General features: G+C 42.5%; 24 protein-coding genes and 1 pseudogene. 17 read left to right on the forward strand and 8 right to left on the reverse strand.

Annotation, left to right across the window (positions count from 1 at the left end; translation table 11 throughout):
• Window positions 1-7: 7 nt before the first annotated feature.
• The 15 genes and pseudogenes from VY86_RS17760 to VY86_RS17830 all read left to right on the forward strand — a co-directional run bounded on the left by VY86_RS17760 (window position 8) and on the right by VY86_RS17830 (window position 12427).
• Entirely contained in the window at window positions 8-1435 is a 1428-nt protein-coding gene (locus VY86_RS17760; protein WP_046975939.1) for a phage tail sheath subtilisin-like domain-containing protein, read from the forward strand.
• Entirely contained in the window at window positions 1435-1959 is a 525-nt protein-coding gene (locus tag VY86_RS17765) for a phage major tail tube protein (protein ID WP_011147613.1), read from the forward strand. Before VY86_RS17760 ends, VY86_RS17765 begins: the two co-directional genes overlap by 1 nt.
• 257 nt (window positions 1960-2216) lie before the next feature.
• Window positions 2217-2543 carry a phage tail assembly protein gene (locus tag VY86_RS17770; RefSeq protein WP_011147612.1) on the forward strand — a complete coding sequence of 109 codons (327 nt, stop codon included), beginning with the start codon at window positions 2217-2219 and terminating at the stop codon, window positions 2541-2543.
• Entirely contained in the window at window positions 2503-2622 is a 120-nt protein-coding gene (locus VY86_RS26310; RefSeq protein ID WP_105395088.1) for a GpE family phage tail protein, read from the forward strand. The genes VY86_RS17770 and VY86_RS26310 overlap by 41 nt, the downstream gene beginning before the upstream one ends.
• A gap of 747 nt (window positions 2623-3369) precedes the next feature.
• Window positions 3370-4127: pseudogene (locus VY86_RS24255) on the forward strand (IS5 family transposase).
• Between the two features lie 13 nt (window positions 4128-4140).
• Window positions 4141-6063: a phage tail tape measure protein gene (locus tag VY86_RS17785; RefSeq protein WP_238591491.1), complete on the forward strand. Its 1923-nt coding sequence runs from the start codon at window positions 4141-4143 to the stop codon at window positions 6061-6063.
• Window positions 6063-6947: a phage tail protein gene (locus VY86_RS17790; protein ID WP_046975940.1), complete on the forward strand. Its 885-nt coding sequence runs from the start codon at window positions 6063-6065 to the stop codon at window positions 6945-6947. The genes VY86_RS17785 and VY86_RS17790 overlap by 1 nt, the downstream gene beginning before the upstream one ends.
• Window positions 6948-6949: 2 nt before the next feature.
• Window positions 6950-7162: a tail protein X gene (locus tag VY86_RS17795; RefSeq protein ID WP_046975941.1), complete on the forward strand. Its 213-nt coding sequence runs from the start codon at window positions 6950-6952 to the stop codon at window positions 7160-7162.
• The gene (locus VY86_RS17800) at window positions 7150-8328 is read left to right on the forward strand and encodes a phage late control D family protein (RefSeq protein ID WP_046975942.1); all 1179 of its coding nucleotides are present in this window, start codon (window positions 7150-7152) and stop codon (window positions 8326-8328) included. The genes VY86_RS17795 and VY86_RS17800 overlap by 13 nt, the downstream gene beginning before the upstream one ends.
• Window positions 8325-8924: a phage baseplate assembly protein V gene (locus VY86_RS17805; protein WP_046975943.1), complete on the forward strand. Its 600-nt coding sequence runs from the start codon at window positions 8325-8327 to the stop codon at window positions 8922-8924. The genes VY86_RS17800 and VY86_RS17805 overlap by 4 nt, the downstream gene beginning before the upstream one ends.
• Window positions 8925-8979: 55 nt before the next feature.
• Window positions 8980-9333 (forward strand): GPW/gp25 family protein, encoded by a 354-nt coding sequence (locus tag VY86_RS17810; protein WP_046975944.1) that lies wholly within the window; start codon window positions 8980-8982, stop codon window positions 9331-9333.
• Window positions 9324-10427, forward strand: a complete 1104-nt coding sequence (locus VY86_RS17815) for a baseplate assembly protein (RefSeq protein ID WP_046975945.1) — start codon at window positions 9324-9326, stop codon at window positions 10425-10427. The genes VY86_RS17810 and VY86_RS17815 overlap by 10 nt, the downstream gene beginning before the upstream one ends.
• Window positions 10420-10995 (forward strand): phage tail protein I, encoded by a 576-nt coding sequence (locus tag VY86_RS17820; protein ID WP_046975946.1) that lies wholly within the window; start codon window positions 10420-10422, stop codon window positions 10993-10995. Before VY86_RS17815 ends, VY86_RS17820 begins: the two co-directional genes overlap by 8 nt.
• Window position 10996: 1 nt before the next feature.
• The gene (locus tag VY86_RS26045) at window positions 10997-11974 is read left to right on the forward strand and encodes a gp53-like domain-containing protein (RefSeq protein ID WP_238591492.1); all 978 of its coding nucleotides are present in this window, start codon (window positions 10997-10999) and stop codon (window positions 11972-11974) included.
• Window positions 11975-12427 (forward strand): tail fiber assembly protein, encoded by a 453-nt coding sequence (locus VY86_RS17830; RefSeq protein ID WP_046975947.1) that lies wholly within the window; start codon window positions 11975-11977, stop codon window positions 12425-12427.
• 262 nt (window positions 12428-12689) lie between these two features.
• On the opposite strand, the gene VY86_RS17835 is transcribed toward VY86_RS17830, so the two are convergent.
• Entirely contained in the window at window positions 12690-13037 is a 348-nt protein-coding gene (locus tag VY86_RS17835) for a hypothetical protein (RefSeq protein WP_046975948.1), read from the reverse strand.
• A 176-nt stretch (window positions 13038-13213) separates the two neighbouring features.
• On the opposite strand from VY86_RS17835, the gene VY86_RS24950 reads away from it, so the two are divergent.
• A complete protein-coding gene (locus tag VY86_RS24950) occupies window positions 13214-13537 on the forward strand; it encodes a hypothetical protein (protein ID WP_046975949.1) in 324 nt (107 codons plus the stop codon).
• A gap of 79 nt (window positions 13538-13616) precedes the next feature.
• Here VY86_RS24950 and VY86_RS17845 read toward each other — a convergent pair whose 3' ends face one another.
• Together VY86_RS17845 and VY86_RS17850 are read right to left on the reverse strand one after the other, a co-directional pair.
• Window positions 13617-13955 (reverse strand): helix-turn-helix domain-containing protein, encoded by a 339-nt coding sequence (locus VY86_RS17845; protein ID WP_046975950.1) that lies wholly within the window; start codon window positions 13953-13955, stop codon window positions 13617-13619.
• Window positions 13952-14311: a type II toxin-antitoxin system RelE/ParE family toxin gene (locus tag VY86_RS17850; protein WP_046975951.1), complete on the reverse strand. Its 360-nt coding sequence runs from the start codon at window positions 14309-14311 to the stop codon at window positions 13952-13954. Before VY86_RS17850 ends, VY86_RS17845 begins: the two co-directional genes overlap by 4 nt.
• Before the next feature lie 117 nt (window positions 14312-14428).
• On the opposite strand from VY86_RS17850, the gene VY86_RS17855 reads away from it, so the two are divergent.
• Entirely contained in the window at window positions 14429-14752 is a 324-nt protein-coding gene (locus VY86_RS17855) for a hypothetical protein (RefSeq protein WP_036843602.1), read from the forward strand.
• Window positions 14753-14820: 68 nt separating this feature from the next.
• Here VY86_RS17855 and VY86_RS17860 read toward each other — a convergent pair whose 3' ends face one another.
• The 5 genes from VY86_RS17860 to VY86_RS17875 form a co-directional block, all read right to left on the reverse strand.
• Window positions 14821-15159 carry a helix-turn-helix domain-containing protein gene (locus VY86_RS17860; protein ID WP_036850009.1) on the reverse strand — a complete coding sequence of 113 codons (339 nt, stop codon included), beginning with the start codon at window positions 15157-15159 and terminating at the stop codon, window positions 14821-14823.
• Window positions 15156-15278 carry a type II toxin-antitoxin system RelE/ParE family toxin gene (locus tag VY86_RS26595; RefSeq protein ID WP_387695626.1) on the reverse strand — a complete coding sequence of 41 codons (123 nt, stop codon included), beginning with the start codon at window positions 15276-15278 and terminating at the stop codon, window positions 15156-15158. The genes VY86_RS17860 and VY86_RS26595 overlap by 4 nt, the downstream gene beginning before the upstream one ends.
• A complete protein-coding gene (locus VY86_RS26600; protein ID WP_387695633.1) occupies window positions 15253-15333 on the reverse strand; it encodes a hypothetical protein in 81 nt (26 codons plus the stop codon). The genes VY86_RS26595 and VY86_RS26600 overlap by 26 nt, the downstream gene beginning before the upstream one ends.
• Window positions 15334-16143: 810 nt before the next feature.
• Window positions 16144-16662 carry an efflux RND transporter periplasmic adaptor subunit gene (locus tag VY86_RS24955; protein WP_228939732.1) on the reverse strand — a complete coding sequence of 173 codons (519 nt, stop codon included), beginning with the start codon at window positions 16660-16662 and terminating at the stop codon, window positions 16144-16146.
• Between the two features lie 24 nt (window positions 16663-16686).
• Window positions 16687-21078, reverse strand: a complete 4392-nt coding sequence (locus VY86_RS17875) for a condensation domain-containing protein (RefSeq protein WP_046975952.1) — start codon at window positions 21076-21078, stop codon at window positions 16687-16689.
• Window positions 21079-21089: the final 11 nt, after the last annotated feature.

Consider the following 21089-nt stretch of genomic DNA (forward strand, 5'->3'; position numbering starts at 1 on the left):
GTCACTGATGGCCGCTAATTATTTGCATGGCGTCGAAACTATCGAAGTCGAAAAAGGCTCACGTCCTGTCAAGACAGTGAAATCCGCCGTGATCGGCTTAATTGGTACTGCACCGATAGGGCCAGTAAATGCAGTGACACTTTGTCTGTCAGAAAAAGATGCAGCTCAATTTGGTGCTCAAATGAATGGTTTTACCATCCCACAAGCACTAGATGCTATTTATGATCATGGTGCGGGAACTGTGCTGGTCATTAATGTTCTTGATCCTGAGGTGCATAAAACTAATGTTGCCAGTGAAAGCATTATCTTTGATAAAACCACAGGAACAGCGAAATTGGTTAATCCCGTGGTCAGTAATGTCTTGCTAAAAGCCACCTCTGGTAGTGCACCTTATGTAGAAGGGCAAGATTATTCTCTGGATGCTCAAACAGGCAGCCTCAAGAATATCGGTAAAAACATTGCTGCTGGCGCAACCGTGATTGCCAGCTATGACTTTGCCGACCCTACATTAGTGACGCCTGCTGACATTATTGGCAGCATCAGTGCAGCGGGTAATCGTACAGGTATGAAGTTGCTGAATGATACTTATAACCTGTATGGGTTCTTTGCCAAGATTTTGCTGGCTCCTGTCTACTGTACCCAGCTAAGTGTGACAACAGAACTGATTGCCCTTGCAACTAAATTGGGTGCTATGACTTATATTGATGCCCCGATAGGTACCACTTTTGTTCAGGCTATCAGTGGCCGCGGCCTGTCTGGCACAATCAATTTTAATACCAGTTCTGATCGTGTCCGGCTGTGTTACCCACACGTCAAAGTCTATGATGCGGAAAGCAATAGCGAGCGCTTGGAACCCTTGTCATCTCGTGCGGCAGGGCTGCGTGCCAAGATTGATGCAGACAAAGGTTTTTGGTGGTCATCCTCCAATCAAGAAATTATGGGGATCACAGGTATTGAGCGTCAGCTATCCGCCATAATTGACGATCCACAAAGTGAAGTGAACCAGCTCAATGAACAAGGGATTACTACAGTGTTCAATAATTATGGCTCTGGTTTGCGCTTATGGGGCAACCGTACCGCCGCGTGGCCAACTGTGACACACATGCGTAACTTCGAGAACGTGCGCAGAACGGGCGACGTGATTAATGAATCCCTGCGTTACTTCAGTCAGCAATATATCGATATGCCGATCACGCCAGCGCTGATAGATGCCCTGACAGAATCTGTGAATGCCTATGGTCGTAAATTGATTGCTGATGGCGCTTTGTTGGGATTCAAATGCTGGTTTGATCCGACCCATAACGAAGAAACGGAGCTGACATTAGGTCATCTGTTACTCAGTTATAAGTACACACCGCCACCACCACTGGAACGGCTGACATTTGAGACCGAAATTACCTCTGAATATTTGCTGAACTTAAAGGGAAATAATTAATGGCCGGAAAAATAGAGATTAACCGCATCACCAACGCCAATATTTATATTGACGGCAATAACCTGTTGGGACGTGCTGAAGAAGTGAAACTGCCAGACGTTTCCATGACCATGCAGGAGCATAAGGCGCTGGGGATGGTCGGCAAAGTGGAGCTACCGGCAGGCTTCGATAAACTGGAAGGCGAGATCAAGTGGAACAGTTTCTACCGTGACGCCATGTTATCTGCTGCCAATCCCTATAAATCTCTGGCATTGCAGTGCCGTTCCAGCGTCCAGAAATTCAGTTCACAGGGGCGCATTGATGAAGTGCCATTGGTGACATATCTGACCATTTTATTTAAGAAGAATCCGCTGGGCACATTTAAGCAACATGAAAATGCTGATTTTTCCAGTAGCTTTACCAGTACCTATATTAAGCAGGTACTGGATGGTGAGGAGCTGTTAGAACTGGATTATCTGGCCAATATCTTCCGTGTTGGCGGCATTGATCAACTGACCGATTATCGCATCAATATTGGAGGTTAAACTAAATCATGACTGCACTCGCTCCAAAGCCAGAAAGCTTGCCAACTTGATTGATAAGTGGACTCCTCCGGAAGGTTGGTTTTCCGATATCGGTGCAGCGAAAGGGAAAGAATATCTGATAGACTTTTTCCGTAACTGTAAAGGCTTTCGCACTCACTAATGACAGGGGCATCAGCCCCTTTCTTCTTTAATCCCCTTTAATATTTCCGTTTCCATACATGAATGATACTGAATGAAACTTACAGAGGAGTATCATCATGTCAACCACGACTTACCATCTTCAATTTCCCTATACCACAGCTGCTGGCGTTCGCATTGAAGAGCTTCAGTTATCACGTTTGAAAGTTAAAGATATCAAGGCTGCCCGGCGAGCCAGCGAAAATCCTACTGACTGGGATGATATTTTGATAGCACGTTCGACAGGATTGTTACCAGAAGATATCGAACAGATGGATGTCGCTGATTATCTGGCACTACAGAAACGATTTCAGCAAGTTATCGGATTGGATCAGGGAAATAAAAACAGTGTGGCAAGCATCGGCGATGTTGGCACGATGGTTCCGGTTCCAGCCGAGCGAGATTGATAATCTGGCGCTGGATGAATTTGAATGTTGGTTGAATGAGGCCAACACTCAAATCAAACGCGAGAATGGAGGCAGTTAATTCGTGTCAACAGAATTTTCCATTGGTGTCATTATTGGTGGAGCCATTAGTAGTGCGTTCAGTTCTGCCATGTCTGGTACACGCCGTACTCTAGGAACACTGGGAGAAACGACTCGCCAACTGGAGAACCGACAGCAGGCACTGAACCGTGCTGTTGAACGTTACGGTCAACTTGGTTCCCGTAGTGCCCAGCGTTTGAATGCGGATCTACAACGCATCAGTCGAACACTGGAACAGTTGAACCGCCAGCAACAGCGCTTACAGTCTACGGCTAGTATGAGTGATGCAGCCAAAGCGAATCGTATGGCGCTATATGCACAGGGAGCCGAAACCTATGCATTAACTCGCACGATATCCTCTCCCGTTGTTCAGTCCGTAACAAAGTATGCCTCTTTTGAATCAGGATTAAGGGATATAGCTGTCACGGGCAATTTGTCTCCGAAAGAAGAGCAAAAAATCGGAATCATCTTGCGCCAGAACGCCAAGCAAACAAACCAATTACAAGAAACTCTGCTGGAAGGTATTGGTACATTGGTTGCCGCCGGAAAATCTCCCATGAAATCGACCGATATGAGTAGATTATTGGGCCGCGTCGCCACGGCATCCAAAGCTAATATTAATGACTTAGAACCTATCCCAAAAGGAATTGTCATGTTGTATAATATTCTAGAACGGATAATTTCTGAAGGTATAGAGAGTATGACAAACAACAAATGGCGGCTCAGTGATGAGCTTTGGGAAAAAATGATGCCACTTATCCCCGAACATAAAACTCAGCATCCGCTAGGTACACATCGCAAACGGGTTGATAACCGCGCCGCTATGGATGCCATCTTCTTTGTGCTCAGAACAGGCTGCCAATGGAATGCCCTGAATGCAACAGGAATATGCTCGTCAAGTTCGGCTCACCGTCGTTTTCAGGAATGGCGTGACGCCGGCGTTTTTGAACGCTTCTGGCAGAACGGTTTGCTGGCCTGCAAGCACCTCGCGATCATCGACTGGTCGTGGTTATCACTGGATGGTTGCATGACCAAATCCCCTTTAGCGGGGACAAAAAAACAGGTCGTAACCCCACAGACAGAGGGAAACAAGGCGTAAAACGCAGCCTCATGACCGAGGCTAACGGGCTTCCTCTTTCACTCGTTGTTGGCGCAGCAAATACGCACGATATCAAACTGGTTGCAGATACGCTCGATGCACTTCAGACAGGCAAGCCGGGTAAAAAGGTCAGGCTGTGTCTGGATAAGGGATATGATGCTAAATGGCTGAAAGACTATCTACGAAGTCGGCATTACGAGCCGCATATTCAGTCTCGCAAGGAGGAATCAGATGCCTGCCAAAATACGGACTTTAAAGCTCAAAGATGGGTTATCGAGAGGACGCATAGCTGGATGAATCGCTTTCGTCGGATACTGATCCGATGGGAAAAGAAGGTCGAAAACTATGAAGCTATGTTACATTTTGCCTGCGGGATTATAGTCTGGAACAAAATCCTATTGGGATAGGCTCTTAGCCAAAATGGCTCTGTCCTTTGAGTCCCTGAAAATTGAAGGCGATCAAGCGCTAAAGGAAGCCTTTAACCGAGCCGTTTTCGGTGCTAAATCGGGTCGTTTTGAATTAAAAGATCTCGCCCAATACTTTCCAGAAATGGCGCAGCAATTTGCTGGTAAGGGAATATATGGTCAGGAGGCAGTTTCACAGATTATAGCCAGCTTGGAAGTTGGCCGTGAAGGCGCAGGAACGGAAGGTGAAGCAGCTACCAATATGAGGAATTGGCTAGCTTCAATGGGACGTGGTGATATTGCCAAAAGATACGCTGAAGCTGACGTCGATTATCAAACCTCAATGAGCAGATATGTTTCTTCGGGGTACTCACAATATGAAGCCTCAATCATGATCGCAGACCGCTTTATCAAGAGTAAAGGCGCTGATCTCATGAAAGAGTGGAAAAAAGCGGGAGCCAGAGGTGATGAAGATGCACAGCGTATGCTCATGGAATCCTTCGGGCTATCCTCTATTTTCACCGACGTACAGACAGTCAACCATCTCTTGTCCATGCGGCAACGTTGGGGAGATTATCAGCGTATCAAAACAGGCATGGGGACTGATTCGGCTCAAAAATCTGTTGATACCGACTTTGATAAACAAAACGATACCTTAGAAGCACAGTGGCGGCGTACTCAAATTGAGTTTAATGATTCGGCTATTAGCATTGGTCAGTCGCTGCGTCCAGCATTAATACAGTTAGCTGAAACCTTTATTCCATTGATGGACAAGACCGGAAAATGGCTGGCCGCTAATCCTGAACTTATCAGCAATGTTGTCACGTTGGTCGGCGGGTTCTTGGCATTCAAAGCAGCTTCAATCGGTGTCAGATTAGGTCTTAATATTTTGCTTTCCCCTATAACTGATATCTGGAAAGGCGCAATGTTAATGCGCACTCGGTGGTTACTGTTTCGAATGGCTATCGGTAGTGGCGGCAGATTCAGTGTCGTTGCAAACATCTTGGGGAAAATAGCCGGAGCAGCTCTCTGGTTGGGCAGAACCCTTGGTAGTGCTCTCTATAAGGGCTTGATGGTAGCTGGCAGAGCTATTTTGTGGATTGGACGCGTACTATTAATGAATCCTATCGGATTGATCATCATTGGTATTGCAGTGGCCGCTTATCTTATCTATCGCTATTGGAAGCCCATCAGTAATTTCTTTAAACGGCTTTGGGTCTTAGTGAAATTCGCTTTCCAAATGGGATGGCAGGGAATCAAAAATATTTGGTCTAACGTCAAAGGTTGGTTTACAGCTCGATGGAATGACATTACTAATGCGTTTGATGGCGGAATATTTGAGGCCAGTAAATTAATTTTAAATTGGTCGCCATTGGGATTGTTCTATAAAACATTTGCTGACGTTATGAAATGGTTTGGCATTGATATACCCAATAATTTTACTGATTTTGGTAAAAATATGGTTAATGGGTTGGTTAATGGTATTTCTAATATGCTGACCACGGCTAAGGACACCATTAAAAACTTTGGTGGCAAAGTTTCTAGCTGGTTTAAAGAAGCGTTGGGTATTCAATCCCCCAGTCGGATATTTATGGGATTTGGCGATAATATTGTGCAAGGTGCGGTTGTTGGTATTGATCGTACTACGCCGTTAGCTGCTCGTGCCACTCAGCGTCTAGCTGAGGGAATGACCCCTGATGTCCCACAAATTTCACCTCCTGAGATGATGTCAGGCAATCCGGTCAGACGAACAGGTTATAAAGATGCCAGCAACAACAATAACGGTTTTTCTATCTCTTTCGCCCCGCAAATATACATTGGTGATAAACAACAAACGGCTATACCCGATATTAGTCAAGCCTTAAACCTGAGTATGCGTGAATTAGAAAAACTGCTGGAACGTATTGTTATTCAGAGAGAACGCCGGAGGTACGGATAATGTTTGCAGTATTAGGTGATATCGAATTTGAGCTTATCACATATTGGGATGGTTTTGATGTAACGTTTGGTGTTGATTATGCCGAACATGCACGAATTCAAGGTAAACCCGGCTTGCAGTTCGTGGGTGAGAAACTGGATGAAATTCAAATTAGTCTGGTCTTTCATCAACATTATTGTGCGCCGGATGTTGAATTGAATCGGCTGCGTGAAGCAATGCGGAAACATCAAGCACTCGCGCTAGTATTCGGAAATGGTGATTACCGTGGCTGGTTTGTTATTACTGATGTGACAGCCACCAGTGAACAAACGGATTCAGTAGGTAATGTATTTGCCCTCAATGCCTCGGTGACATTACGTGAATATATCGGTGATCCTAAAAAATCGCTGAAACCACCTGCCATTAAATCCCATGTTCCGAATACAAAGGCGTTGTCTAATGCAATACCGAAACCATCAGGTATGGCTAAAAAAGTCAGGGATGGCGTGAATTATGCCAAACAAGCACAATCAGCACTGCAAACGACTATCAGTGCGGTACGTATTGCACAGAAGATGAAAGACAACCCGGCCGTAGCGTTAACCCGCGTACCAGGTCTTCTTACCGGACTCAACAATATTGTTGGGCCATTAGGGAAAAGCTATCCGGCTTTTCAATCACTCGGTAACTCATTGCCAGATGCAATTCAATTGACCAGAGCAACGGGACAAGCAGCAACATTTGTTAACAATGCTCAATCGTCATTAAGCCGTGCAGATAGCCGTAATATCGCGGCTGCATTGGACTCTGTATCAGCTCAACTTGAATCGGCAAGTTCAACATTTACATCAATATCACCCGCGATCAGTAAGATGGCAGCGCAAATTACCACAAGGGCACTTTGATCATGTTTCTTGAACACATAACGAAAGATGGCGATAGATGGGATTTATTGGCTCACTATTATTATGGTGACCCTTTAGGTTACGCTCGCATAATTGCTGCTAATCCGCACGTTGCAGTTACACCTATATTGCCATCAGGTGTCGTATTGTTGATCCCTATCATTGACGCTGACAATGTAGTAACTGCCGAGGATACACCACCGTGGCTGAGATAATTGATCCCAAGCAAACACCATCTATAACGGGTGTCTCAGAGGTTTTAAGTCCGACATTCACGTTACGATATTTGCAAAAAGATATCACAAATGACATCACTCCTTATGTCACTCGTGTCAGCTATACCGACAACATCAAAAGCGAATCCGATGAAATAGAGGTAGAGTTGGATGATACTGATGGTCGCTGGCTGGATAAATGGTATCCGGGCAAAGGTGATACATTAACATTGAAGTTGGGCTATTTCGGCGAACGGTTACTGAATTGTGGCTCATTCTATATTGATGAAATTGAAGTCAGCATCCCTCCTTCTATTGTATCTGTCCGAGGTGTAGCAACGTCCATTAATACGGCATTGCGTACCAAATCTAACCGTGGATTTGAGAATACAACTCTGGCAGCTATTGCTAACCGCATCGCCAAGAAACATCAGTTAAAGCTGATCGGTAGTATCGAAATCATCAAGATTGACAGGGTGACGCAATATTCAGAAACTGACGTGGCGTTCCTGAAGCGGTTAGCCAATGAATATGGTTATGCCGTTAAGATTGTCAGTGAACAGCTAATTTTCTCCCACTTGGCTACTTTGCGCAGCCAAAAAACCATAAAAAAATTATACCCTCGCGATGTCGCTCAATTTTCGCTGCGGGACACGATTAATAAAGTCTATAAAAAAGCCAAAGTGAAACACCAAAAGGCTGATGATAAAAAGTTGATTGTCTATGAAGCTGATGGCCCGACCAGTGTAAGTCATCAGTCCAATTCAAAAGGCAAGAGTAGTGGTAAAGAAACCAGCGTAGATACCTTAAAAGTAAACAGCCGAGCTGCTAACAAGGATAACGCTGAAATAAAGGCCAAATCAGCACTGGATTCATATAATGAGTACCAGCAGAACGGCTCACTTTCATTGATGGGTGCCCCTCAGCTAACCGCCGGAAATAAAATTGAGTTAATTGAATTTGGCAAGTTATCTGGGCAATGGTTAATTACTTCAGCTCACCACTCTTTTGATCGCAACAGCGGATATATAACCGAACTTGAAGTTGCTCGTGGCCCTGTTACATCAAGTAGATCCAAGAAAGATAAAAAGGGTAAGACTCAGAAATTGGTTGTCTATAAGCCCGATGGTTCTTCCGACATGATAATCAAGGAGAAATCCAAATGAGCAGCGTAACTCGTCAAGTCGGCACGATTAGCGCCGTAGATCCTGCTACTGTTCGTGCCCGCGTACGATTGCCTGAATGCGATAATATGCGTACTAACTGGCTGAATGTGTTGCAGCGTAATACCCAGAATAACAAGGACTATTGGTTGCCTGATGTTGGAGAACAGGTTGAAGTACTATTGGATGCCAATGGTGAAGATGGTGTTATTTTAGGTGCTATCTATTCCAGTATTGATAAACCGCCACCAACTAACAATAAAGACGTTCGTGGTATGACTTATGCAGATGATGCAGCTTTTTACTATGATCGTACCTCACACACCCTGACTATTAATGGTGGCATTCAGCACATTAAGATCGCGGTGGGAGCCAATGTTGTTATTCATGCACAGCAGGCAACTATTGATGCGCCGGAAACAATCGTAACCGGAAATATGTTAGTGAAAGGTCAATTAACTTATCAAAATGGACTGTCGGGTTCTGGTGGTAATGGAGCTGCTGCGACCATTCAGGGCAATGTCAGCGTTAATGGCAACATCCATGCAACGGGCAACATCATGGATGAAGGTAGTAACTCAAATCATCATCTTCATTAGTTTCTTTAAACATCTTTAATATTAGATATGCCTACAGGGGATGATACTGTTCCCCATGAATACGAACTCACACTCTGTTTTTTGGCAACTCGCTCTCCAGAACTCAGGCAAAATTGCCTGTGGGCTGGATGATATCGCCCAAGCAATACGCATTATTCTACGTACACCACGTGGCAGTGACCCACATCGACCTGAATTTGGCAGTAATTTACACCTTTATATGGATTATCCAATAGACCGCGCGATTCCTCACGTTGTCAGGGAGTCTATTGACGCTATTACTCGTTGGGAACCTCGTTGTCAGTTGTTATCGGTGAAACCAAATGTTGAGGCAGAGCACCTGACTTTGCGCGTGAATTGGAAAGCAGTTGATGGCATCACACAATCTACGGAGTTGCTATGGCGCTGACAGAACCTGATTTTATCGAGCGTGATGTAGAGAAAATCACAACCGAAATGATCGCAAAGTATGAGGCTGATGTAGGTAAGACTTTGTACCCAGCACAGGCAGAACGCCTGCTGATCAATTTATTTGCATACCGTGAAGCACTGACCCGAATGCGGGTTCAGGAAGCCGCCAAGCAGAATTTGGTCGAGTTTGCCCGTGCGCCCATTTTGGACTACTTAGGGGAATTGGTCGGAGTATATCGGCTACCCGCCCAACCGGCGCATACAATACTGCAATTTAGTGTTGATGAAGCATTAGAGCAAGATGTACTCATTCCAGTTGGAACTCGTGTTAATGCATCGGACAGTATTACTTTTGCTACTAATACAGATGCTGTTCTGAAAGCAGATACACGTTTCGTTAATGTCACAGCTACTTGTACAGATGCTGGATTATCAGGGAATAGCTGGCAACCAGCACAAGTCAATACATTGTTGGATGAAATCGACGACATTGACCTGCAAGTGACCAACACAATAGTGAGTAGTGGTGGTTCGGCAGAGGAAAGTGACGAGAGGCTACGTGTACGAATCAAGATGGCCCCTGAATCGTTTACTAATGCGGGCAGTCGTCAGGCTTATCACTTTCATGCCATGCGTGCTCACCCCAATATTGTTGATGTTGCAGTCAGGTCTCCCATTCCGGGTGTTGTTGAACTGTTTCCACTATTGGCGACGGGGCTGCCAGATGAAAGCATTTTAACGCTGGTGAAAAGTTTTTGTTCTGATGAAAAAATCCGCCCGTTGACTGACACTGTATATGCAAAACCTCCCGTGAAGGTTGATTATACCATCAAGGCGAAACTGACCTTGTACAGTGGCGTTAATGCACCTGATATTCAATCAGCAGCAAAACAAGCCATACAAGCATGGGTAGCTGCACGAGCAACAACGTTAGGGAAAGATATTGTTCCCAGCCAAATCATCTCAACATTGTCTGTTTCTGGCGTCTATCAAGTCGTACTGGAGTCTCCCACGTTTCAGGTTGTAGGTGAAAATGAATGGGCGAACTGTATCGGTATCACTGTTGTGGTCACTGGAGTCGCTGATGGTTAAGTTACATCTAGCACCTCCACTAGAAGCTGATATCAGTATGCGTGCATTAGGTCAGTTGGCCTCCCGTTTTGATGATATCGATTTAACTCAATTAATGGTTTATCTCATTGATACTGTCGATAGCAGCGCACTGCATTGGCTGGCAAATCAATTCTCCCTATTTGGCGATGGTTGGGAGCTTGTCGAATCAGACAATGCTCGCCGTACGTTAATCAAGTCAGCTATAGAATTGCATCGATATAAAGGCACACCGTGGTCAATTCGTGAAATTATCCGTCGTTTTGGGTTTGGTGAAATTGATTTAATTGAAGGCACTGGTCAAATCAATTATGACGGACATGCCAACCATAACGGTAATTATGTTCATGGAGATTCAACATCCTGGGCAAATTATCGCGTCATACTTCAGCAACCTATTACCAATGATCAAGCCTCGCTATTGCGTACCACATTGGCAGCGTTTGCGCCAGCACGCTGCCACCTTGCCAGTTTGGAATATCAGTCTGTATCAATTCGTTACAATAATACTGTCAGTTATGACGGTAGTTACAATTATGGGAGCAGTTAAAATGGCTAATTTGCTGGAAACCCCACAGTGGTCAGAGGGAGTGTATCAAATAGAAACCTCAGATCCCGTGTTAGGCGGGCCTGATGGTATTTCCAATCGGCAGGCTAAACAGTTGGTCAACCGCACAAGTTATCTTAAACAGAAACTAGAACAAAATGGGAATGAGTTGAGGGAACATTCTGAGGTGCAAGATCCGCATACTCAGTATGCACCGAAAGCCAGTCCCATTTTCACAGGAACGCCAATCGCCCCCACACCTGCTAAAAACGTTAATAATACTCAGATTGCAACAACAGCATTTGTGCAATCACTGACGAATACGGCGAATCAAAGTGCTGTAGCTGCAAATAACAACGCTAATAGCCGAGTACCGTCCATTCGTAAAGTGAATGGAAAAGCGTTGTCATCTGATATTTCATTGAATGCCGGAGATGTGGGAAGTTATGCTAAATCTGAGAGCGATAATACTTTCTTGCGCATTTCTAGCGATAAAACCGCAACCGTTGGTAGTTTATTGATTGATAGTAAAACTCCTTTTCCTGAGCTACGTTTCAAATCGAAAGATGGGTATGTGGTAGGAATTAATAGTTCGGAAGGAAAATTGTTACATATTTATTCTAACGATCCGAGCAATCAGCGACGTTATAATATATTAACACCTGAGCGAAGCGGTACACTCGCATTACAAAATGCAGCTATAAAATCTGAAAATGGCTGGTGGCAATGCGGGGATACGGGAATAATGATTCAATGGGTTAAAGTTGCATCAAACCAACAGTCATGGGTAAAAGTCAATTATCCAATTTCTTTTAAAAATCAGTTTATTGGATATGTCGCAAGCATGTCGAGTATAAATACATCAACAGGTCACACATTAGTACGTAATGCAACATTATCGACGTTTGAATATCAGGCTGGCACTCCCAACAACAATGAAAATCCAGGTAAAGTTGTTCATATATTATTTTGGGGGGTATAAATGGTTTATTTCTCCAGAAAAGAAGGCGCTTTTTATAGTGAAGCCCATGAAGAATGCGTTGAAATAACAGCAGAGAAACACAATGAATTACTAACAGGGCAGTCACACGGTTTGTCTATTGTCAGTAATAAAGAGGGTTATCCAGTGCTTACTGAACGCGCTCCGTCCGTTTATCATAAATACGATGGTGAAAAGTGGATAATATCAGAAAGCGGTGTGATAAAACTTAGGCAGGAACAGCAGCAACAAGCAGAACATAAGAAACAGCAACTTATGTTCACTGTAAGTAAACAGATAGCTCCGTTACAAGATGCTGTAGATTTGGGGATGGAGAGTGATGAGGAAAATTCTCGGTTGACCGCTTTGAAAAAATATAGGGTATTGCTCAACCGTGTTGATGCTAACTTAGCGCCAGATATTTATTGGCCCGAAAAACCCAGAATTACGGAATAAGGGATCAATGGCCCTATTCTTATTTCTGATACTGTAACCAATTCCGTATAGTTATGGACTATACCCGTTATTTTTCAAGTTGCTTCTTTGTTGGCTGCACTCGCTCACTCCCTTGCCGTCGCGATGCATCTTGAAATCTTTAGGGTATATATCAGGGATGATTCCAAAACAGTATAAGATGTACGTGGATGGTATCCACTTGTAGATCATGGGATTACAAGTGGAAGCGATTAGCATAATGAGCGTTTAGGCCATTTCAGAGTTAAAGGTGGCGTAACTGAGTTTCTTTATTGGCTTTCTGATACAGAGTAAACAACATCGGCAATAGTGAGCTGATAGCAGCTAGACAATGGCCTAACTGACAAAGACTTTCTGGGGTGAATTCTACCACGTCATTAGCGGCAAAAGTAACAAGAGTATCTCCCAGAAAATGTAACCCATGACAGAGCCCAGCACTGTTAGCTTCGCAGGCTTCTTCCAGTAGTTCAATATCTTGTTCACTCATAACCGCCGTATCCAGTACTGACACAACATTCGCCATGTCGGAATAGAAGATATCACAGTAGTTCTTAATGTCCGCAGTATTCTTAATATTCTTAGTATTAAGCATGGTTCAGTTCCCCCAGTGGCTTGCATGAGGCAAATACAAAAGGAAAGCCTGCTAGCAGAGTACAAGCTTCTATTTCCGTAGTAGCTAATATTGAAATCATGCGTAATGGGGGAAGTTTGATTATCAGTCGGTTAGAACGGGCGTTAATAAATATATAGGGCTTTGAATGTGCGCGTATGTTACTATTAGCGTTAGCCATAGCATTAGCTCCAATAATGTTGTGGTCAGAAGCCCGGTTAGTGGTGAGACACTACCGGGCTCCGTTGTTTTTGAAACCCTTTGAATATACACTGGTGTATACAGTAACATTAAATCATGGGGTATATACCTTGTCAATGCCAAATAAAAGATCTCCTCAATTTCCGATGAGATTAACAGAGGAATTTCGTCTCCAGCTTGAAGCGGAAATGAAGAAAGATGGTGATACGTCTTTGGCTACATGGATAAAACGAATTTTGCGTAAAGAGCTGCTGGCACGTGGTATTGAACCGAAAGGTTGAATCATTTTGAAATACCAAGAGGCACCCATTCTAAGTGCCTCTTATTTTAAATTATCCTAATAACTTTAATATGCGCGTCTTAACCTACCGTAATCTGAACAGGTTTCCCTATACGGGTTAACATACTAACCAATGCGTCAATGGTGAATTTATTTACTTTTTTATTCACAACATCAGATACTCTTGGACGAGAAATGTGCAACACTGTTGCTACCTCAGTTTGTTTTATTTTTTTATCTACAATCCATAGGGTAATTTCTCCTATTAACCGTTCTTTGATTTGCCGTGTGTTTTCTATTTCTCGTAAAGAGATTGCATGAAGTTGCTGAGCCTCTTGCTCGGTAAAACCTAATTCAGAAAATATATTATGTCCGGCTGGAGTTGCCCTACGAATTTCAGTGTCAATTTTAGTGGTCATTTGATATTTCTCCGCTGCTGGATAACTGCGTTGTATCGTACTTTAGCGATATCCTTATCATGTTTATTCGTTTGTTGAGTTTTTTTCTGAAAACTATGTAATACGTAAATAGCTTCATCAAATTTAGTAACATACATAATGCGATAAATACCTGTACTGTCTCTTAGCCGTATTTCTTTTACGCCAGAACCGATGTCAGAAAAGGGTTTCCAGTCTTCAGGATCTATTCCACGCTGTATTCTGTGAAGCTGATAGCCTGCGTCTTTACGTGTGTCTATAGGAAAGGCTAATAAGTCTTCATGAGAAGAACCAATCCAAGCAATTTCTTTCTCTGTACTGCTCCTAATTTTCGTCATAGTTTTCCTTCCTTATTTAATTGTATGCAATGTTGAAATCATGTATAATGGGCGAAGTTCAATTATCAATCGATAAGAAAGGACGTTATAAATGTATAGCGTTTTGAATGCGTGCGTATGTTACTATTAGCGTTAGCCATAGCATTAGCTCCAATAATGTTGTGGTTAGAAACCCGATTAGTGGTGAGACACTACCAAGCTCCGTTGTTTTTGAAACTCTTTGAATATACACTGGTATATACAGTAGCATTAAACCATAGGGTATATACCTTGTCAATACAAAATAAAAGATCTCCTCAATTTCCTATGAGGTTAACAGAGGAATTTCGTCTCCAGCTTGAAGCAGAAATGAAGAAAGATGGTGATACGTCTTTAGCAACATGGATAAAACGAATTTTGCGCAAAGAGCTGCTAGCACGTGGTATTGAACCGAAAGGTTGAATCATTTTGAAATACCAAGAGGCACCCATTCTAAGTGCCTCCTATTTTAAATTGTTAATATATGTGCTTTAACCCACCGTAATCTGAACAGGTTTCCCTATACGGATTAACATATTAACCAATGCGTCAATGGTGAATTTATTTACTTTTTTATTCACAACGTCAGATACTCTTGGACGAGAAATGTGTAACACCTCTGCTACTTCAGCTTGTTTCATTTTTTCATCCACAATCCATAAAGTAATTTCTTCCATTAACCGTTCTTTAATTTGCAGTGTATTTTCTATTTCTTGTAAAGAGGTTGTATGAAGCTGCTGAGCCTCTTGCTCAGTAAAACCTAATTCAGAAAATATATTATGTCCGGCTGGAGTTACCCTACGAATTTCAGTGTCAATTTTAGTGGTCATTTAATATTTCCCCGATGCTGGATAACTGCGTTGTATCGCACTTTAGCGATATCCTTGTCCTGCTTATCTGTTTGTTTAGTTTTCTTCTGAAAACTATGTAATACGTAAAATAGCTTCATCAAATTTAACAGCATACATAATGCGATAAATACCTGTACTGTCTCTTAGCCGCATTTCTTTTACATCAGAACCGATGCCAAAAAAGGTTTCCAGTCTTCAGGATCTATTCCATACTGTATTCTATGAAACTGATAGCTTGCGTCTTTACGTGCGATCTGTAAGGAAAGGCTAACAAATCTTCACAAGAAGGGCCAATACAGACAATTTCTTTCTCTAGTACCGCTCCTGATTTTTATTATAGCTTCCTTCCTTATTTGATTGTATAAAATTTTATACCACCGCGAACAAAATTGCAAATGAAGAATTGAAGGAATTTGAAGCCTAGCGAGGAGAAAATGTGCGATAAGTATGTTTCAGGCCACTGACAAGCCTCTCTATTTCAAACGAAGCCCTATGTTGCCCAAGCCATACGCAGGCACTATAAATGGTTTATGTCACAACAGCATGAAAGAACCGCGTGTCTAAGGCAAAGGCTGATCCAATCCAAGCATTGCAAGAGTGCTCAACCAAATACTGGCGAATGAAGAGCCCAAAGTTGTTATTAATCTACGGTTTCTGACATGGAGAAGCTTGGTCGCGATTTGAAACTGTCTTCTCTCAAACATTATGTTGAGGCGACTGGCAGTAAGTTGTGTCTCGATATCGAGTTGCCCTACAAGTACGTATTACAGATTCAAAGGAAAAATGGGTAATATTGGATAAACTACAGTCATATCTATGACGGTTAGTTATGTAAAAACTTTTCAATAGATGAAACGCAATTACCGCTTCATTTATTGCGCGAGTGAGGGAAATTTATCGTGCGCGGCATCAGCCGAGAGGGAAGACAATAAAAAGGAATAAAAAGAGAAACCAACAGCAATATCAAATAACGGCAAGCCGTATACCAATCTCCCGTCTACGTTCTCTGACACTGATCAGAATGGTATTCATGACACTGACACCGGCAACAAAGAGTGTTACTGATGAAATTGCCAACAGGAAAAGGTTAATTTGTGATTGCATTTCATTCAGGGTTTGCCCTGGATCAACATGGATTGCGGTCACTACGCCGGCAATAGGCGAATAGATTTGGGTATAACTGAGGCTGACTTCTTCATTACGCAAAATATGTTCATTTTGCCTGATATCAGCTTTAAGGCTTTCAATTCTTGCCTGACTTTTCTTCACGCCGAAAGTGGCCTCATCCAGCAATTGCTGGCGGGTTGGTTGTATAACACCGGCAGCGCCTACTATCGTGATAACATCGCCCAGCGTTCCGGTGATGATTTGTTCTGTTATGATCGCAGGCGTTTCTTTACGGTTGAATTTGTTATAAATCACGGCAAGAAAAACGATCATGATGATAGTGATAATTGCCCATTTCTTTTTTTTAACCAGCACAATCAGCATCCATTTTAGTTGTTGTTATCGTTCCGTATTGCCAGGTATTAAGTTATGCTCAACGCCCATGCAATCTAATAAATCAAGCAAAAACAGCCCCATGTCGCTGATGATATCTTCAGAGAAAATATCATCGTCATAGAGCCACTCCAGACCCATCCCAGTTGGTGAATTTACCAGTTCGAGCGCGATATCCCCTTTAGGTTTGAGTCCCTTGATTTTCTCTTTTGTGCAATGGGTTTCACCAAGATATAAACCGGTGGAGAATCCTATTTGAGAAGAGAAGTAATAAGCGATTTCCGGTAACTGTATGCTGTGGTGGTGGTGAAGGTGTTGTTTCAGATACGCCAGCGAGATATTTGAATGGGCATTTGCATCCATCAGGAAATCACGGACATACTTGGATACGTTAATTAATGAGGTTTCCGCAGTAACATAAGGCAGTAGCAACGTTGTAGCAAAGCTGCCAACACCATCGAATGGCACAGGAGGAACACGGTTGGCACAAGGGATACCTAGGATCAATTCGTCTTTATTGAGTAATGATCTGATGGTCATCAGAAATGCCCCAATCACGATCTGTTCCAGAGTCACCGAGTGTTTCTTTTGCACGCAGGACAGCGTGGTAATTAATTGAAGAGACAACGGCATTGAGTAGCGTCGGCCACGAACCCGAAGATTAGCCCCTGATGTAATATCTCGCTGTCCGGCAACAGAAAGTACGTTGAGCAATTTTTCTGTCCAAAAATTTAATGTTTGGTCCGACATGCGCGGATTAATTACAGTAACTCTTGTTTCTACAGTTGCTGCAATTTTCGGTGTATTATCCGTATAAGATGAGGATAATTGTTGCAATATATAAGCAATCGACATTCCATCACAAAATGCATGATGGAAATTTAACAAAAGGTAATGCTTATGCTCTGCTATTTTCAGCAACTTAAAACATACCGGTGGATTGTCCTGCAATGACATCGGCTTGAATGCCATATCATTTAAGATTTTGCGCAATGAAATCTCAATATTGATGCCAGTAGCATGAGTCAGATCGATATATTCGAAGGGCAGGTTTTCTTCGGTTGCAGATGAGTGGGTTAAAGAGAATTGCCCATCCGTCATGGTGACTCTTTGGCGGAGAGCAGGGAAACATTGCATGGTATACAGCAAAGCGGAGCGTAATTTCTTTAAATCGATATCACCGGCCAGATGATAATATAACGGGATATTATGGGCACCTGAATGATTAGAAATAGTATCAATTATCCAATAATACTGGTCGTGCTGTTCTGTCAGGCAGGTGCTATTTTTATGGGTTAGAACGGGCATTTGCCCCTGTTGAATGACAGATTGCAATAAATAACCCAATCTGGGGGAGTGGTAGAAATCTTCCAGGCGGATAGAGCAATCAAAACATTGCTGGATCTTATTAATGAGCAATAATGCTTTAAGCGAAGTACCGCCTGCGTCAAAGAAATTCGTATCTTCATCAACAACGCCATCGCTATCGCCAAAGACCTCGCGCCATAATGTAAAAAATATTTCGCGTTTTTCCCCTTTAATCTGTGAAACATTATCTTCTTTATTCAACTCTGTCACAGAGGTGGAATCGTTGGATAATGGTGATTCGACAATAAAAGGCACCTGTAATTTTGGATAGCATCCACGCAGGAATGAGACGATTTCATGACGTGCAATTGAATATGAGTCATGAGGGATAAATATATTGATATACTGATATCCGGTTTCATTCTCTTTTATCGTTAAATGAATTTCGTCAATATGAGTTGCCGCTGTAAGTATTTTCTGCATTTCCTCAAGATCGACACGTTTTCCATCAATTTTATGCTTTTTGTCCAGCCGACCGACGAAATTTAAATTTCCTTGGGCATCGTAAAACCCACGGTCTCCCGTTAAATAATAGATTTCTCCATCGTTCAACTGTAAGAATTTGTGCGAGGTTGACTGATTGTCGTTAATATATCCGGCACATATAGAGTCCCCACGAATACATATTTCTCCACTGCTGCCGCTAATGATATTATCAGTTCCATATTCCCGAATGACAATAGAACTATTTTCCAGTGCTTTACCAATAATATTACCGGGTTGGAACTCATCATCTATTTTGTGACAGCTTGCCACAACACAACATTCTGTTGGGCCATAAGAGTTAATCAGAGAAATTCCGCATCCTACTTTTTCCAACCAATGATGGATGGCTTTATCCATTGCTAGATCGCCACCGATAATTGTCATTCTGATGGTCGGTGATAATTCTTTAATGGCCGCGTGCAGGAAAAAGACAATTTGGTGCCAATAATTCGTAGGAAAGTTAACGACAGTTACCGATTGTGCATGGCAAAATGAAAACAGTGAATCAAGCTCAACGATCATGTGATCACTGGCAATTGCCAGTGTAGCTCCCCGATAAAAACAGCCAAATACTTCCTCAATATAAGCATCGAAAACCGGGGTACTGAAATTAAGAATAACGTCATCTTGTTGAATACCATACCGATCTGTCATAGCGGCTAAATAAGCATAAAGCCCCTTGAAAGTTATCGGTACCGCTTTTGGTACTCCGGTGGTGCCTGATGTAAAAAAGATATAGGCTTCATCCTCTTTGGTCGCCGGGCATTTTATGTCATTTCCCGGAGATATCTCGGAAGGAAATGTGTTTATATCTTCAATAAAGAAAACATGCGTATTATTAATATCATTCACTTTCTCATGATGGTGACGAGAAGTTATTAATAAAGCGATATCCAGCCCATGCAATATATTGCTGATTTCTTCTCGTCCGAATGTCATGTTGATTGGAATAAAGCATAATCCCGCCGTATGGATTGCTAATATAGACAATAAGGATTCCATTCCTCTGGGTAATAACACGGCTATTCTTCGGTTTTTTAGTGGGCAGGATAATAGCAGTTGGCTGAAAGTTAATAATTTACTGTAAAGCTCATGGTAATTAAAGAAATATGCAGAGTTTATTGTGGTTTGATTTCCGCAAATTACTGCTTTTTTATCCGGAGATATTGTGGCGATTTGCGCTATTCGGGTAATTATATTCTCTCTGATGGGGTGATTAACGACAATATTCTCTGGAGTCCCTATGCCAGATGTTATATTGTCCATGAGTTCAGTTATTTTATATTTTTCCCAATATGCTGCGACAGTTTCATTGATATTTTCTGCAATGGCGTTATAAATACGTAAATAATTATCAATCAAAGCGTCGGCGGTAAAGGTACTGTACAAGCGGCTTCCTGCATCCAATTCAACTAATGCTGACTTTCCGTCAGAAGAAAACCGGATATTAACCCCATAATCATTTACTGCGCCGGAAGTCATACAGCCGCGAATCGCGCGATTATTTTTCATAAGATCATGTTCAATCTCATGCAATAAATTGACATAAGGGACCGCGGTTAATTGATCTGCCTTACTTATCGCGCCATCATTCAAATCACGCATATCAATACGGCTATGCCTGCTATGCAGACTAATTTGTGACTGCATTTCCGTGAGGATCTGTTTTATCGTTGTTTCTGGCGATAAAGAAACCATAAGAGGTAAGGTGTTCATTGCCGGGCGATAATAACGGTATTCTCTTTTGTCACGTCGGTTAGAGAAAGGTAAATTAATGATACTTGTTGATAAACGGCCCCGTTTAGTCATTTGCAGGCATAAGGCCAGTATCATCATTAATTTATCATTAAAGGTAAAACTATCGTTGTTTGCGGTGAGCGGTCGGCTTACTTTAATGGCTTTCGAGGGAAACAGACGTTTACTTGCATAATCCTCTAATTTGGGAAGTTGGTTGAGGTAATTATCCCAATAGTTTTTGTCGTTAGCATAATGCGCGCTTGCTTTATATTTCATATCGTTAAGATAAGCCTGGTAGGTAAAAACAGGCTCTGATGTTGGGGGGAATAATTGTTGTTCGTAGCAGGACAAAACATCGTGAATCAACTGACCTATGCCCCAATAATCTGTGGCGACATGGTGAGCGATAATTCCCCAAAAGCAGCACCCAACATCATTAAAATAAAGATAATGCCGGATCGTCACACCATTTTCCGGGGCCAGTGGTTCAGTTATTCTTTTGTCGAAATCGGCTTTTGTAACTTGTTCTATTGCCGGATCTGATAGTTTTATTGGTATCACTTCGATCGGCGTGTAACACTTCTCCTGAAAAATATTTTGCTCAGAAATACGGTAACGTAAGGAAAAACCATCATTGAAGCGATGAATGGTCATAATGGCCTGTTCCAATCTTTCCAGACTAATATTGTCATTGAAGCTGACGAATTCGCCGACATTGAAGACAGACTTATCGTCAGCAACAGTATTAGCAATGGCTAAACGGAGCTGTGTATAGTTCAACGGCCAACAATTATCGCTATATTCCATTATTTTGCTGC

The organism is Photorhabdus thracensis (assembly GCF_001010285.1).
Taxonomy (GTDB): domain Bacteria; phylum Pseudomonadota; class Gammaproteobacteria; order Enterobacterales; family Enterobacteriaceae; genus Photorhabdus; species Photorhabdus temperata.

Excerpts from the sequence above, each read along its gene's own strand:
- VY86_RS17760 (WP_046975939.1), top strand. The coding sequence starts at position 8 with ATGGCCGCTAATTATTTGCATGGCGTCGAAACTATCGAAGTCGAAAAA.
- VY86_RS17765 (WP_011147613.1), top strand. The coding sequence starts at position 1,435 with ATGGCCGGAAAAATAGAGATTAACCGCATCACCAACGCCAATATTTAT.
- VY86_RS17770 (WP_011147612.1), top strand. The coding sequence starts at position 2,217 with ATGTCAACCACGACTTACCATCTTCAATTTCCCTATACCACAGCTGCT.
- VY86_RS26310 (WP_105395088.1), top strand. The coding sequence starts at position 2,503 with ATGTTGGCACGATGGTTCCGGTTCCAGCCGAGCGAGATTGATAATCTG.
- VY86_RS17785 (WP_238591491.1), top strand. The coding sequence starts at position 4,141 with ATGGCTCTGTCCTTTGAGTCCCTGAAAATTGAAGGCGATCAAGCGCTA.
- VY86_RS17790 (WP_046975940.1), top strand. The coding sequence starts at position 6,063 with ATGTTTGCAGTATTAGGTGATATCGAATTTGAGCTTATCACATATTGG.
- VY86_RS17795 (WP_046975941.1), top strand. The coding sequence starts at position 6,950 with ATGTTTCTTGAACACATAACGAAAGATGGCGATAGATGGGATTTATTG.
- VY86_RS17805 (WP_046975943.1), top strand. The coding sequence starts at position 8,325 with ATGAGCAGCGTAACTCGTCAAGTCGGCACGATTAGCGCCGTAGATCCT.
- VY86_RS17810 (WP_046975944.1), top strand. The coding sequence starts at position 8,980 with ATGAATACGAACTCACACTCTGTTTTTTGGCAACTCGCTCTCCAGAAC.
- VY86_RS17815 (WP_046975945.1), top strand. The coding sequence starts at position 9,324 with ATGGCGCTGACAGAACCTGATTTTATCGAGCGTGATGTAGAGAAAATC.
- VY86_RS17820 (WP_046975946.1), top strand. The coding sequence starts at position 10,420 with ATGGTTAAGTTACATCTAGCACCTCCACTAGAAGCTGATATCAGTATG.
- VY86_RS26045 (WP_238591492.1), top strand. The coding sequence starts at position 10,997 with ATGGCTAATTTGCTGGAAACCCCACAGTGGTCAGAGGGAGTGTATCAA.
- VY86_RS17830 (WP_046975947.1), top strand. The coding sequence starts at position 11,975 with ATGGTTTATTTCTCCAGAAAAGAAGGCGCTTTTTATAGTGAAGCCCAT.
- VY86_RS17835 (WP_046975948.1), bottom strand. The coding sequence starts at position 13,037 with ATGCTTAATACTAAGAATATTAAGAATACTGCGGACATTAAGAACTAC.
- VY86_RS24950 (WP_046975949.1), top strand. The coding sequence starts at position 13,214 with ATGTTACTATTAGCGTTAGCCATAGCATTAGCTCCAATAATGTTGTGG.
- VY86_RS17845 (WP_046975950.1), bottom strand. The coding sequence starts at position 13,955 with ATGACCACTAAAATTGACACTGAAATTCGTAGGGCAACTCCAGCCGGA.
- VY86_RS17850 (WP_046975951.1), bottom strand. The coding sequence starts at position 14,311 with ATGACGAAAATTAGGAGCAGTACAGAGAAAGAAATTGCTTGGATTGGT.
- VY86_RS17855 (WP_036843602.1), top strand. The coding sequence starts at position 14,429 with ATGTTACTATTAGCGTTAGCCATAGCATTAGCTCCAATAATGTTGTGG.
- VY86_RS17860 (WP_036850009.1), bottom strand. The coding sequence starts at position 15,159 with ATGACCACTAAAATTGACACTGAAATTCGTAGGGTAACTCCAGCCGGA.
- VY86_RS26595 (WP_387695626.1), bottom strand. The coding sequence starts at position 15,278 with ATGAAGCTATTTTACGTATTACATAGTTTTCAGAAGAAAACTAAACAA.
- VY86_RS26600 (WP_387695633.1), bottom strand. The coding sequence starts at position 15,333 with ATGCGGCTAAGAGACAGTACAGGTATTTATCGCATTATGTATGCTGTT.
- VY86_RS17875 (WP_046975952.1), bottom strand. The coding sequence starts at position 21,078 with ATGGAATATAGCGATAATTGTTGGCCGTTGAACTATACACAGCTCCGT.